This is a genomic window from Cellulomonas jepli, from assembly GCF_047229345.1.
Classification (GTDB): Bacteria; Actinomycetota; Actinomycetes; order Actinomycetales; family Cellulomonadaceae; genus Cellulomonas_A.
In genome coordinates, this window is sequence record NZ_JBFTER010000133.1 from 1 (window position 1) to 12,026 (window position 12,026).

9 protein-coding genes and 2 pseudogenes are annotated in these 12,026 nt (G+C 75.4%); 10 read left to right on the plus strand and 1 reads right to left on the minus strand.

What is annotated here, in order from left to right; all coding sequences use genetic code 11:
• Nucleotides 1–84: 84 nt before the first annotated feature.
• Nucleotides 85–3,339: pseudogene (locus tag AB6N24_RS21085) on the plus strand (Rne/Rng family ribonuclease); the annotation flags it as partial.
• A gap of 30 nt (nucleotides 3,340–3,369) precedes the next feature.
• On the opposite strand, the gene AB6N24_RS21090 reads toward AB6N24_RS21085, so the two are convergent.
• The gene (locus tag AB6N24_RS21090) at nucleotides 3,370–4,635 is read right to left on the minus strand and encodes an acyl-CoA thioesterase/BAAT N-terminal domain-containing protein (RefSeq protein ID WP_412871326.1); all 1,266 of its coding nucleotides are present in this window, start codon (nucleotides 4,633–4,635) and stop codon (nucleotides 3,370–3,372) included.
• Nucleotides 4,636–4,839: 204 nt separating this feature from the next.
• Here AB6N24_RS21090 and rplU point away from each other — a divergent pair, with 204 nt between their 5' ends.
• The 9 genes and pseudogenes from rplU to AB6N24_RS21135 all read left to right on the plus strand — a co-directional run.
• On the plus strand, nucleotides 4,840–5,151 hold the full coding sequence (gene rplU, locus AB6N24_RS21095) for a 50S ribosomal protein L21 (RefSeq protein ID WP_211254616.1): 312 nt from the start codon (nucleotides 4,840–4,842) through the stop codon (nucleotides 5,149–5,151).
• Between the two features lie 63 nt (nucleotides 5,152–5,214).
• The gene (gene rpmA, locus AB6N24_RS21100) at nucleotides 5,215–5,469 is read left to right on the plus strand and encodes a 50S ribosomal protein L27 (protein ID WP_034635467.1); all 255 of its coding nucleotides are present in this window, start codon (nucleotides 5,215–5,217) and stop codon (nucleotides 5,467–5,469) included.
• A 130-nt stretch (nucleotides 5,470–5,599) separates the two neighbouring features.
• Complete coding sequence (gene obgE, locus AB6N24_RS21105) at nucleotides 5,600–7,114, plus strand: GTPase ObgE (RefSeq protein ID WP_412871327.1); 1,515 nt, start codon at nucleotides 5,600–5,602, stop codon at nucleotides 7,112–7,114.
• 28 nt (nucleotides 7,115–7,142) lie between these two features.
• Nucleotides 7,143–8,306, plus strand: coding sequence for a glutamate 5-kinase (proB, locus tag AB6N24_RS21110; protein ID WP_412871328.1), 1,164 nt, complete (start codon nucleotides 7,143–7,145; stop codon nucleotides 8,304–8,306).
• 311 nt (nucleotides 8,307–8,617) lie between these two features.
• A complete protein-coding gene (locus AB6N24_RS21115) occupies nucleotides 8,618–9,160 on the plus strand; it encodes a GNAT family N-acetyltransferase (protein WP_412871329.1) in 543 nt (180 codons plus the stop codon).
• A gap of 181 nt (nucleotides 9,161–9,341) precedes the next feature.
• Nucleotides 9,342–10,706: a glutamate-5-semialdehyde dehydrogenase gene (locus AB6N24_RS21120; RefSeq protein ID WP_412871330.1), complete on the plus strand. Its 1,365-nt coding sequence runs from the start codon at nucleotides 9,342–9,344 to the stop codon at nucleotides 10,704–10,706.
• 61 nt (nucleotides 10,707–10,767) lie between these two features.
• Nucleotides 10,768–10,920, plus strand: coding sequence for a hypothetical protein (locus AB6N24_RS21125; RefSeq protein ID WP_412871331.1), 153 nt, complete (start codon nucleotides 10,768–10,770; stop codon nucleotides 10,918–10,920).
• A gap of 56 nt (nucleotides 10,921–10,976) precedes the next feature.
• On the plus strand, nucleotides 10,977–11,579 hold the full coding sequence (nadD, locus tag AB6N24_RS21130) for a nicotinate-nucleotide adenylyltransferase (protein ID WP_412871332.1): 603 nt from the start codon (nucleotides 10,977–10,979) through the stop codon (nucleotides 11,577–11,579).
• Nucleotides 11,572–12,026 (plus strand): annotated as a pseudogene (locus AB6N24_RS21135) (hypothetical protein); the annotation flags it as partial. The gene nadD and the pseudogene AB6N24_RS21135, both read left to right, overlap by 8 nt.

Consider the following 12,026-nt stretch of genomic DNA (forward strand, 5'->3'; position numbering starts at 1 on the left):
CCCCCCCCCGCTTCAACCAGAATACGGCATTCGAGATGTTGGTGTGTTTATCGTTTTCTCTGAGAGGCGTCTCAGTGACCGCCCGCCGCGTCGACGCCCGCCGCCTCGACGCCGGCCACCGCGGCGCCCGTCGAGCCGGCCCCTGCTGCCGACGCCCCCACCGAGAGCACCCCGGCTACAGCTGCGGACGCCGAGCCCGCCGCCGCCGCGCCGCGCAAGCGCGCCCCCCGCCGCAGCCGCAAGGCCGCCGAGGCGCCCGTCGCGGTCCCGCCGGTCGTCGAGCCGGTCGCCGACGAGGACGAGGACGAGGAGGCGACCGGGACCGCCGGCGCTCCCGCGTCGCCGGACGCCGCCGGGACCACCCCCGCAGCGCCCAGCAGCCCCGCCGCGCCCACGCTCGACGTCCTCGCCGAGCTCGCCGGCACGGTCGCCGCGAAGCCGCCCGTCGAGCCCCGCACCGGCTCCCCGCGCCTCGCCACGACCGCGCTGCTCTTCCAGGCGCCCGACCCGGACGCACGCCCGCGCCGCCGCCGCGCGCAGTCGCCCGCCGGGAGCCCGCAGGCCATCTCGGAGGCCGCCGCCGCGCTGCACATTGAGGAGCCCGCCGCCGAGGTCGAGGCTCCCGTCGAGGCCCCGGTCGAGGAGAAGCCCGCCACGACGCGCCCGTCGCGCCGCCGCGGTCGTCGTGGGGCCCAGGCCGACGTCCCCGCCGAGGAGCCGACCCTGCTGCTCGCCGGCGCGCTCGACGACCTCGCGGCCGACGCGGACGTGCCCGTCGAGGCCGAGCCCGCGACCGCGCCCGACGAGGACACCGAGGACGCCGAGAACCAGCGCCCCGGCGACGGCGACGACTCCGACGACCCGGGGCCGCGCCGCCGGCGTCGCCGCGGGGGCCGTGGCCGCCGTGGCCGCAGCGCCGAGGACGAGGAGGCCGCCGAGGACGAGGACGCCCCGCGCGCCGCCGAGCCGGACGCCGAAACCGAGCCCGAGGGCGAGACGGAGGGTGACGACGCGGACGCCGAGGCCGACGCCGACGAGCAGGGCGGGTCGAGCCGCCGTCGCCGTCGTCGCCGCAGCCGCAGCGGACGCGGCGAGGGCGCCGAGCCCGAGGTCGCCGCGCCGAGCCGCAGCCGGGCCTCGCGTGCCCCGAGCGACGAGGTCACCGCGCTGCGCGGGTCCACGCGCCTCGAGGCCAAGCGCCAGCGCCGCCGGGAGGGCCGCGACGCGGGCCGCCGCCGTCAGATCATCACCGAGTCGGAGTTCCTGGCGCGGCGCGAGTCGGTCGAGCGGACGATGGTCGTGCGCGAGCGCGACGGCCGCACGCAGATCGCCGTGCTCGAGGACGGCGTGCTCGTCGAGCACTACGTCTCCCGCCAGGCGCAGCTGTCGATGGCCGGGAACGTCTACCTCGGCCGCGTGCAGAACGTGCTGCCGAGCATGGAGGCCGCGTTCGTCGACGTCGGCAAGGGCCGCAACGCGGTGCTGTACGCCGGCGAGGTGAACTGGGACGCCGCCGGTCTGGAGGGCGGCCAGCCGCGTCGCATCGAGCAGGCGCTCAAGTCGGGCGACTCGGTGCTCGTGCAGGTCACGAAGGACCCGATCGGCCACAAGGGCGCGCGCCTGACGTCGCAGATCACGCTCGCGGGCCGCTACCTCGTGTACGTGCCCGGCGGCGGCATGACCGGCATCAGCCGCAAGCTGCCCGACGTCGAGCGCAACCGCCTCAAGAAGATCCTGCGCGAGATCGTCCCCGAGTCGGCCGGCGTCATCGTGCGCACGGCCGCCGAGGGCGCGAGCGAGGACGAGCTGCGCGCCGACATCGCGCGCCTGCAGGGCCAGTGGGAGTCGATCTCGAAGAAGGCGAAGACCGCGTCGGCGCCCGCGCTGCTGCAGGGCGAGCCGGACCTCGCGATCCGCGTCGTGCGCGACATCTTCAACGACGACTTCAGCTCGCTCGTGGTGCAGGGCGACGACGCGTGGTCGACGATCTCCGGCTACATCGGCGACCTCGCGCCGGACCTCGCGAGCAAGGTCTCGCGCTGGACCGGTCAGGGCGACGTCTTCTCGGCGCACCGCGTCGACGAGCAGCTCGCGAAGGGCATGGACCGCAAGGTCTGGCTCCCGTCGGGCGGCTCGCTCGTGATCGACCGCACCGAGGCCATGACGGTGGTCGACGTCAACACCGGCAAGTTCACCGGCTCGGGCGGCACGCTCGAGGAGACGGTGACGCGCAACAACCTCGAGGCGGCCGAGGAGATCGTGCGCCAGCTCCGGCTGCGCGACATCGGCGGCATCATCGTCATCGACTTCATCGACATGGTGCTCGAGCTCAACCGTGACCTCGTGCTGCGCCGGCTGGTCGAGTGCCTCGGTCGCGACCGCACCAAGCACCAGGTCGCCGAGGTCACCTCGCTCGGGCTCGTGCAGATGACGCGCAAGCGCGTCGGCCAGGGGCTCGTCGAGGCGTTCAGCGAGACCTGCGAGCACTGCAACGGCCGCGGGTTCATCGTGCACGCGGACCCGATCGAGAAGTCGGCGCGCTCGGAGGCCGGTGCCCCGCAGCACCAGCACCAGGCGCAGCAGGCGCCCGCGCCGGCCGAGGCCGACGCGAAGCGCTCGCGCCGCAAGCGCGGGGGCAAGGACTCCGGTGCCACCGGCGCGGCCCTGCCCGCCGTGCCGGTGCTGCCTGAGGCCCGCGAGGCCGTCAAGGCCACGCTCGCGACGATCGCGGCCGCCGCGGCGCACGCCCACGAGCACGCGCACGACCACGACGACGCGCCGGGCGCCGGCACGCCGGTCGCCGGGGGAGCCGTGCGGGTCGCGGGCGAGCCGGCCGGCCACGCGGACACCGCGGCCGCCGCCACGGCGGACGGTGCGGCGGCGCAGCTCCCCGCGGACGTCGCGGGCGCCGGGTCGCCGGAGGCCGTCGACGGTGCCACGTTTCGCGGCGCCGAGGGGGACGTTCCTGAGCCGGCTGCGCCGGGTGCTGCCGGGAACGGCGACGCCCGGGACGCCGGACCCCTCGACGCCGACGCCGACGCCGAGGCGCCGGTGGGCGAGACGCTCGAGCTGACCCCGGTCGACCCGAGCACGTTCGACGTGCTCGACGACGCCGACGACGACGCCGAGCAGGACGCTCCCGCGGACCACGACGCCACCCCGGACGCTCCGGAGGCTCTCGTGCCGGGTGACGCCGCTCACGGCGCCGCCCTACAGGACGGCGCCACGCCGGACGCCCCCGCCCCGGACGCCGGGGAGCCCGACGTCGCCGAGGCGCCCGCCGCCGACGCGCCGGAGGACACCGACCGCCCCGACGCCGCGCAGCCCGCCGAGCGCTGACCTCTCGCGACGCCCTCCGGCGACCGTGCCTCAGCGCACGGACCGCCGGAGGGCGTCGTCGAGCGCGGCGGAGAACGCGACGCGCGCGCGGTGCGTCGCCTGGGCCGTCCGCGGGTCGGCGAGCCCGTGCGGCACGAGTGGCGCGCCGGTCACGTAGTGGTCGGCGTCCGCCTCGGACACGAGCGCGTGGTCGCCCGGGCGCAGGTCGTCGAGCCGGGTCGAGGCGTGCACGGCGTAGGTGCACGAGGACCACAGGGCGTCCTGCCCGCCGCACGCGAGCACCACGGGCCCGCGGATGTCCTCGACGGGCACGAGCGGCGATCCCGCAGGCACGTCACCCGGCGGGTAGTCCGAGACCGCGCCTGCGCGCAGCCGGGGCAGCGGCTCGCCGCCGAGCGTCCAGGCCGTCCCGCAGGTGTCCGGGCTGCACACGAGCGCGTGCGCCCCGACGGGCGCGATCGCCCCGTGCACGAGGTCCGGCCGGTGCGCCGCGAGCCACAGCGCCATCTCCCCGCCGCGCGACGTGCCGTACGCGAGGACGCGCTCGGGGTCGACACCGGGCTGGGCGCGCAGCCAGTCGAGCGCGTGCAGGAACGTCTCGACGGGCACCTCGTCGAGCGTCGCCGGCTGCCCCGGGCTCGCGAAGTAGGAGATCGCCAGTGCGGGGTACCCCCGGTACGCCGTGAGCGCGGCGTCCTCCTGCGCGGAGGCGATCCCGCCCTCGGACCCGCCGAACACCAGGACGGCGGGCACGGGCGCCGCGGGGTCGGGCGTCCAGGCGGTCGGCACGGCCCAGCGCCCCACGATCCCGTCCTGCTCGACGGGCTCGACGCGGACCTGGGAGAGGGCGTCGTCGCGGTGGAGGTCGGCGGACGCGACGACCTCGCCGTCCACGTGCGCAGTCAGGTGCACGGTGTGCTCCCGGGCGAACCACGCGTCGGACCGGACGGCGTCGTCGTCCGCGGGCTCGACGGGGGAGAGGGTCCAGAACAGGCCGGTGCCGTCCGGCCCGTCGAACGGCGCCTCCTCGGGCTCCGTGGTGTCGAGCTCGACGCGTCCGTCGTCGTCGGCCGTGTACGTCGCGGACGAGCGCCACGTGAGCGCCGAGCGCACCTCGGAGCGCACCTCGACCCTCTCGCCGGGCGGCAGACCGGTGACCGTGAGGTGCACCGGGTCGAGGAACCGCTCCGTCGCCCCCTCGACGAGGATCGCCGGCTCGGTGCCGGGTGTGCACCCGGCGAGCACGAGCCCGGCGAGGGCGACGACAGCTGCTCCGACGGCCCTGCTGCGGTGCACCGCGCCCCCTCATTTGACCGTGCCAGATGCGTTCCGTACTCTTGAACGTCGGCGCGTTTGTTACGCGCCGGTTGTGCGTGCACCAGGTACCGAGAGCATCCCGCAGCGTGCTGCGAGAGCGCCGGCCGTGTGAAGCGGCTCCACCGTACCGAGCACGCCCCCGACTTGTGTGACTGAGTTCGACGAGCAGAGATGAGCAGCAACGTGGTGTACGCGATCGTGAAGGCTGGCGGCCGCCAGGAGAAGGTCGCCGTCGGCGACGTCGTCGTCGTCGACCGTCTCGCCGCGCAGGCCGGCTCGACCGTGGAGCTCACGGCGCTGCTGCTCGTGGATGGGGACAAGGTCACGACCGACGCCCAGGACCTCGCCAAGGTGAAGGTCACGGCGGAGGTCGTGCGGGCCGAGAAGGGCCCGAAGATCGACATCCTCAAGTACAAGAACAAGACCGGCTACCGCAAGCGCCAGGGTCACCGTCAGCAGCTGACCCGCCTCAAGGTCACCGGCATCGACAACTGAGTGCGCGCCGCGGCCCCGTCGGCCGCGACTCCTCCCGTCTCTGAGCACGAAAGCAGGTTCGTCATGGCACACAAGAAGGGCGCGAGCTCCTCGCGCAACGGTCGCGACTCCAACGCGCAGCGTCTCGGCGTCAAGCGCTTCGGCGGTCAGGTCGTCAAGGCCGGCGAGATCATCGTCCGCCAGCGCGGCACGCACTTCCACCCCGGCATCAACGTCGGGCGCGGCGGTGACGACACCCTGTTCGCGCTCGCGCCGGGTGCCGTGACGTTCGGCACGCGTCGTGGCCGCAAGGTCATCGACATCGTGACGGCGGCCTGAGCCACCACAGCACGTTCGTCGAAGGGGCGCACCGAGGCGGTGCGCCCCTTCGTCGTGTCAGGATCGACCCACCGGGATCCTCCGCGGTGGTCATGCACGGAGCCCGACCGGCTCCGGGAAGAGGTGTCCGATGGCGACGTTCGTCGACCGTGTCGTGCTGCACGCCACCGGCGGTGACGGTGGGCACGGTTGCGTCTCCATCCGCCGCGAGAAGTTCAAGCCGCTCGCCGGCCCGGACGGCGGCAACGGCGGCCACGGGGGCAGCATCATCCTCGAGGTCGACCCGCAGGTCACGACGCTGCTCGAGTACCACCACTCGCCCCACAAGCACGCCCCGTCGGGCGGCCAGGGCATGGGCAACTACCGCCAGGGCTTCACGGGCGAGGATCTCGTGCTCGGGGTGCCCGACGGCACCGTCGTGAAGTCGCCGACGGGCGAGGTTCTCGCCGACCTCGTCGGGACCGGCGCCCGGTACGTCGTCGCGGCCGGCGGCCACGGTGGCCTCGGCAACTCCGCCATCGCGTCGCCCAAGCGCAAGGCCCCCGGCTTCGCGCTGCTCGGCGAGCCGGGCGACACCCAGGACGTCGTGCTCGAGCTCAAGACGATCGCGGACGTCGCGCTCATCGGCTACCCGAGCGCCGGCAAGTCGAGCCTCGTGGCCGCGATGTCGGCGGCGCGGCCCAAGATCGCGGACTACCCGTTCACCACGCTCGTCCCGAACCTCGGCGTGGTGCAGGCCGGCTCGTCGCGCTACACCGTCGCGGACGTGCCCGGGCTCATCCCGGGCGCGAGCGAGGGCCGGGGCCTCGGCCTGGAGTTCCTGCGGCACATCGAGCGCTGTGCGGTGCTCGTGCACGTGCTCGACTGCGCGACCCTCGAGCCGGGCCGCGACCCGCTGAGCGACCTCGACGTGATCGAGCACGAGCTCGCGGCGTACGGCGGCGACATCGGCATCGAGGGCGGCCGGGTCCCGCTCATGGAGCGCCTGCGCATGGTCGTGCTGAACAAGATCGACGTCCCCGAGGCGCGCGAGCTCGCGGACCTCGTCAAGCCCGACCTCGAGGCTCGCGGCCTGCAGGTCTTCGAGATCTCCGCGGTGAGCCACGAGGGCCTGCGGCCCCTGACGTTCGCCCTCGCGGAGCTCGTCGAGCAGGCGCGCCGCGAGGCGCCCGCACCCGAGCCGACGCGCGTCGTGCTGCGCCCCAGGGCGGTCGACGAGTCCGGGTTCACGGTGACGAAGCGCACCGACGGCCCGCACGAATACTTCCAGATCCGCGGCGTCAAGCCGGAGCGGTGGGTGCGCCAGACGGACTTCACCAACGACGAGGCCGTCGGCTACCTCGCGGACCGCCTCGCGCGCCTCGGCGTCGAGGAGAAGCTGTTCGCCGCGGGCGCGGTCGCGGGGGCCGAGGTCGTCATCGGCGAGGGGCCCAAGGCGGTCGTCTTCGACTGGGAGCCCACGCTCCTGACCGGCTCGGAGCTGCTCGCAGGCCCGCGCGGGACGGACATGCGCATCGAGGAGCGCTCGCGCCCGACGCGCGGCGAGAAGCGTGTCGAGTACAAGGAGCGCATGGACGCCAAGGCGGAGGCGCGCGCCGAGCTGTGGACGGAGCGCGAGGCCGGGGTCTGGACCGACGAGTCCTGACGGGGGCCGGGACGGGCACAATGCGTCCGTGAGTGCCGCCGCCCCCCTCCTGCACCGACGCGAGCTGCCCGACGCCGTCCGGGTCGTCGTCAAGGTCGGCTCGTCGTCGCTCACGACGCCCGACGGGCACCTCGACCCCGAGCGCGTGCGTGCGCTCGCCGAGGTGCTCGCCGACCGGCACGCCGCCGGCGGTCAGGTCGTGCTGGTCTCGTCGGGAGCGATCGCCGCCGGGATCGGCCCGCTCGGGCTCCCCGCGCGCCCGCGCGACCTCGCGACCCAGCAGGCCGCCGCGTCGGTGGGTCAGGGGCTGCTCGTCGCGCACTACGCGCGGGCGTTCGCGGACCGCGGCATCCGCGTCGGGCAGGTGCTGCTCACCGCGGACGACACCGTGCGGCGCGGCCACTACCGCAACGCGCAGCGCGCGCTCGAGCGGCTGCTCGACCTGGGCGTCGTCCCGATCGTCAACGAGAACGACACGGTCGCGACCGACGAGATCCGGTTCGGTGACAACGACCGGCTCGCCGCCCTCGTCTCGCACCTCGTGCGGGCGCACGCGCTCGTGCTGCTCACCGACGTGGACGGGCTGCACACGGGCCCGCCGTCGCGGCCCGGCTCCGTGCGGATCCCCGAGGTCCGCGGCGAGCACGACGTCGCGGGCGTCGACGTGACGGCGCGGGGGAGCGCGGTCGGCACGGGCGGCATGGTCACCAAGCTCGAGTCGGTGTCGATCGCCGCAGGTTCCGGGATCCCCGTCGTGCTCACGTCGGCCGCGAACGCCCGCGCGGCGCTCGCGGGCGAGGACGTCGGGACGTGGTTCGCCGCGACCGGGCGCCGCGCGTCCACGCGGCTGCTGTGGCTCGCGCACGCGGCCCGCACGCGCGGGCGGCTCGTGCTCGACGACGGGGCCGTGCGGGCGGTCGTCGAGCGCCGGACGTCGCTCCTGCCGGCCGGGGTCACCGCGGTCGAGGGCGACTTCGAGGCGGGCGACCCCGTCGCGCTGACCGCTCCCGACGGCACCGTCGTGGCCCGGGGGCTCGCGGCGTACTCCTCGCAGGAGGTCCCGGGACTGCTCGGCCGCACGACGTCGGACCTGCGCGCGGAGCTCGGGCCGGGGTACGACCGGGCCGTCGTGCACCGTGACGACCTCGTGCTCGTCCGGCGCCGCGCGTCGGCCGTCCCGCGGCCACGCTGACGCCGCGACCGACCCGCCCGGTCTCGCGATGCGGGCGGCACGGGGAGAACGTGTTGACCCCGGCGCGGCCCCCGGCCTAGGTTCGGCGGCGGTCGCGTACGGTCCCGGCCGCCCGGGCACGTCCGGCGCGGGCCCTGCCGCACGTGCCGACGCAGCGCTGCACCTGCCCGCCCACCGCGGGCACGTCGTCGAGGGGGACACATGAGCACGGATCGCACGCGCGCGCCCGAGCAGCACCCACAGGCGTCGACGGGCGGCTGCTGTCGCTCCGGCCTCGCGCCGACGCGGGCGCGGCGATGATGGCCGAGCCGGTGCACGCCCCGTTCCCCGACCGGGCCCCGTCCGTCCTGCGCGACGAGCTGCGGACCCGGATCGCCGCCTGGGGGCACCCGCACGCCGCCGAGCTGCGTGAGCGCCTCGCCGACGAGCTGCGCCGCCGCTCGGCCCCCGCCGGGGGCGGCCCGGGCCAGCGTCGTGCCCGTGCCGACGGCACCGACCCCTCGTCCGTCCTGCTCACCGTCCTCGTGTACGACGGCAGCGACGCCGTGGCGACCGCGTCGCTCCAGGAGCACGACGGCCGCTACGAGGTGACCCGGCTGTACGTCGTGCCCGAGCGGCGGCGGCGCGGTCTCGCCCGGCGCGTGCTCGCCGAGCTCGACGAGTTCGCGCGCGCGGCCGGCGTCGCCGAGATCGTCATGGGGGTCACGGACGAGCTGCACGAGGTGCGGAAGCTGTGCGAGCGCGACGGCTGGGTCCGGGTCGCGCCGTTCGGCGGGCACGAGGGCGAGTGCTGGGCGAGCCCGGTGGACACCTCGCGCGTCGGCGCCTCGCTGGCCCGCGCCGGGATCGCCTGACGGCAGCGGGTCCGCGCCGGCGGCCGAGCTGACCGTCTACGCGGGCGGCCGGCGCCTGCCGTCCAGCGGGTCACCGCCGACCGGCGACGTCCGGCGCGGGCGCCCGGTGGCCGTCGCGCGGCCGGCGTCCGGACCGCGGGAGCCCTCCGTGCGACGGCGCCCTGCGGGCTACCCTGGCCGGATGACCACCTCGCTCGAGACGACGTCGGCCACCGCGCCCGGGACGGCCCCCCTCGCCGCGCCGCAGCCGTCGCCGGCGTCGGACCCGGCCGGCCCCGGGCCGGACGTCAAGCAGGCCGTCCTCGACGTCGCCCGCCGCGCCAAGGTCGCCTCGCGCGCGCTGGCGACCGCGACGCGGGCCACCAAGGACACCGCTCTGCTCGCGCTCGCGGACGCGCTCGTCGCCGCGTCGGCCGAGATCGTCGCGGCGAACGCCGAGGACCTCGAGCGCGGTCGCGCGAACGGGACGTCCCCCGGGCTGCTCGACCGGCTCGCGCTCACCGACGAGCGCCTCGGGGCGATCGCCGACGCCCTGCGCGAGCTCGCGGCGCTGCCCGACCCGGTCGGTGAGGTCGTGCGCGGCTCGACGCTCCCCAACGGCCTGCGGCTGCGGCAGGTGCGCGTGCCGATGGGCGTCGTCGGGATGATCTACGAGGCCCGCCCGAACGTGACCGTGGACGCCGCGGGGCTCGCGCTCAAGAGCGGCAACGCCGTGATCCTGCGCGGTGGCTCGGCGGCGGCGCGCAGCAACGAGGTCATCGTCGCGGTCCTCGGGCGCGCGCTCACCTCGCTCGGCCTCCCCGCCGACCTCGTGCAGTCCATCGACGCGCACGGCCGGCCCGGCGCCGTCGCGCTCATGCACGCGCGCGGGCTCGTCGACGTGCTCGTCCCGCGCGGGGGAGCGGACCTCATCCGCACCGTGGTGCGCGAGTCGACCGTGCCTGTGATCGAGACCGGCGTCGGCAACTGCCACGTCTACGTGGACGCGAGCGCGGACCCCGCGACCGCGCTCGCGATCCTGCTCAACTCCAAGACCCAGCGCGTCGGGGTGTGCAACGCCGCCGAGACGCTGCTCGTGCACGCCGACGCGGCGCCCGGGTTCCTGCCGTCCGCGCTGGTCGCGCTCGCGGAGGCCGGGGTCGTCGTGCACGGGGACGACGCGACCGCGGGCCTCGCGCCCGACGGCGTCGACGTCGTGCCCGCGACCGACGAGGACTGGGCGACCGAGTACCTCTCGCTCGACCTCGCGGTGCGCGTGGTGCCCGACCTCGACGCCGCGCTCGAGCACGTGCGGACGTGGACCTCGGGGCACACCGAGGCCATCGTCACCCGCGACCTCGCGGCGTCCGAGCGGTTCGTCGCCGAGCTGGACTCCGCGGCGATCATGGTCAACGCCTCGACCCGGTTCACCGACGGCGGCCAGTTTGGGCTCGGTGCCGAGATCGGGATCTCGACGCAGAAGCTGCACGCCCGGGGCCCGATGGGGCTCGGGGAGCTCACGACGACCAAGTGGGTCGTGCACGGCGACGGGCACGTCCGAGCCTGACGCCCGACCCGGACATGCGACACTGGTCGCTCCGACGAACAGCCCTCACAGGAGGATCGACGTGCACTCCGTTCTGCTGGCCACCCAGGAATACGCCGAGCACGGCACCGAGCTGGCCGTCTCCCCGGTGGTCTTCGGGCTCTCGGCGTTCGGCGGCCTCATCGCGATGCTGCTCGTGACCTACGCGTTCCGGAGCGTCGGCACCCGCCACTGAGCGCCAGCGACGAGCCTGCGACCAGCCAGCGAGGACGAGAGCGAGGAACCCGACCGATGACCCAGCGACGACTGCGGCTCGGCGTGATGGGCGGCACGTTCGACCCCATCCACCACGGGCACCTGGTCGCCGCGAGCGAGGTCGCCGCGGAGTTCGAGCTCGACGAGGTCGTCTTCGTGCCGACGGGTCAGCCGACGTTCAAGCAGGACCAGGACGTCACGCACGCCGAGCACCGGTACCTCATGACCGTCATCGCGACTGCGTCGAACCCGCGCTTCACGGTGAGCCGGGTCGACGTCGACCGCGCCGGTCTGACGTACACCGTCGACACGCTGCGCGACCTGCACGAGGCGCGGCCCGACGCGGAGCTGTTCTTCATCACGGGCGCGGACGCGATCGAGCAGATCCTCAGCTGGAAGGCGCCCGACGAGCTGTTCGAGATGGCGCACTTCGTGGCCGTCAACCGACCGGGGCACACGTTGTCCACCGACGGGCTGCCCGCGGACAGGGTCAGCCAGCAGGAGATCCCCGCGCTCGCGATCTCCTCGTCCGACGTCCGCGCACGCGCTCGGGGTGGAGCGCCCGTCTGGTACCTGGTGCCGGACGGGGTCGTCCAGTACATCGCCAAGCACGGTCTGTATCGAGGTAACGATGAGTGAGCCCGGAGAGCGCCGCCGCCGCCGCGAGGCCGAGCGGACGACCGATGTCGGTCCCGACGCACAGGGCCCCGGCGGACCGCCGTCGCGCCGCGCGATGCGCAGCCAGCCCGTGCAGTCCGTCGGGCCCGACGGCAGCGCGGGCGGTGGGCCGTACCAGGTGCCCGGCATGGGGGCGGAGTCGGCGGCGATGCGCTCCCGCCGCACGATCCGCGACACCTCGCTCGAGCCGTCCGGCCCGCGCGCACCCCAGCCGGGTGCGGCCCCGACCCGTGCCCCGGGGGCACCGGGAGCGGCACCGGGTGCCTGGGGCGCCGCACCGGGGACGTCCGGCGCACCGAGCCGGACACAGCAGGCGCGTCCCTCCGGACCGGCGCCGAGCATCGCGAGCCCCGCGAGCGCCGTCGCGCGCGTCCCGAACCCGACGAGCACCACGAGCAGGCCGAGCTG

Bases quoted from the DNA above. Each gene is read 5' to 3' on its own strand.
- rpmA (WP_034635467.1), top strand. From the start codon at position 5,215: ATGGCACACAAGAAGGGCGCGAGCTCCTCGCGCAACGGTCGCGACTCC.
- obgE (WP_412871327.1), top strand. From the start codon at position 5,600: ATGGCGACGTTCGTCGACCGTGTCGTGCTGCACGCCACCGGCGGTGAC.
- AB6N24_RS21120 (WP_412871330.1), top strand. From the start codon at position 9,342: ATGACCACCTCGCTCGAGACGACGTCGGCCACCGCGCCCGGGACGGCC.
- nadD (WP_412871332.1), top strand. From the start codon at position 10,977: ATGACCCAGCGACGACTGCGGCTCGGCGTGATGGGCGGCACGTTCGAC.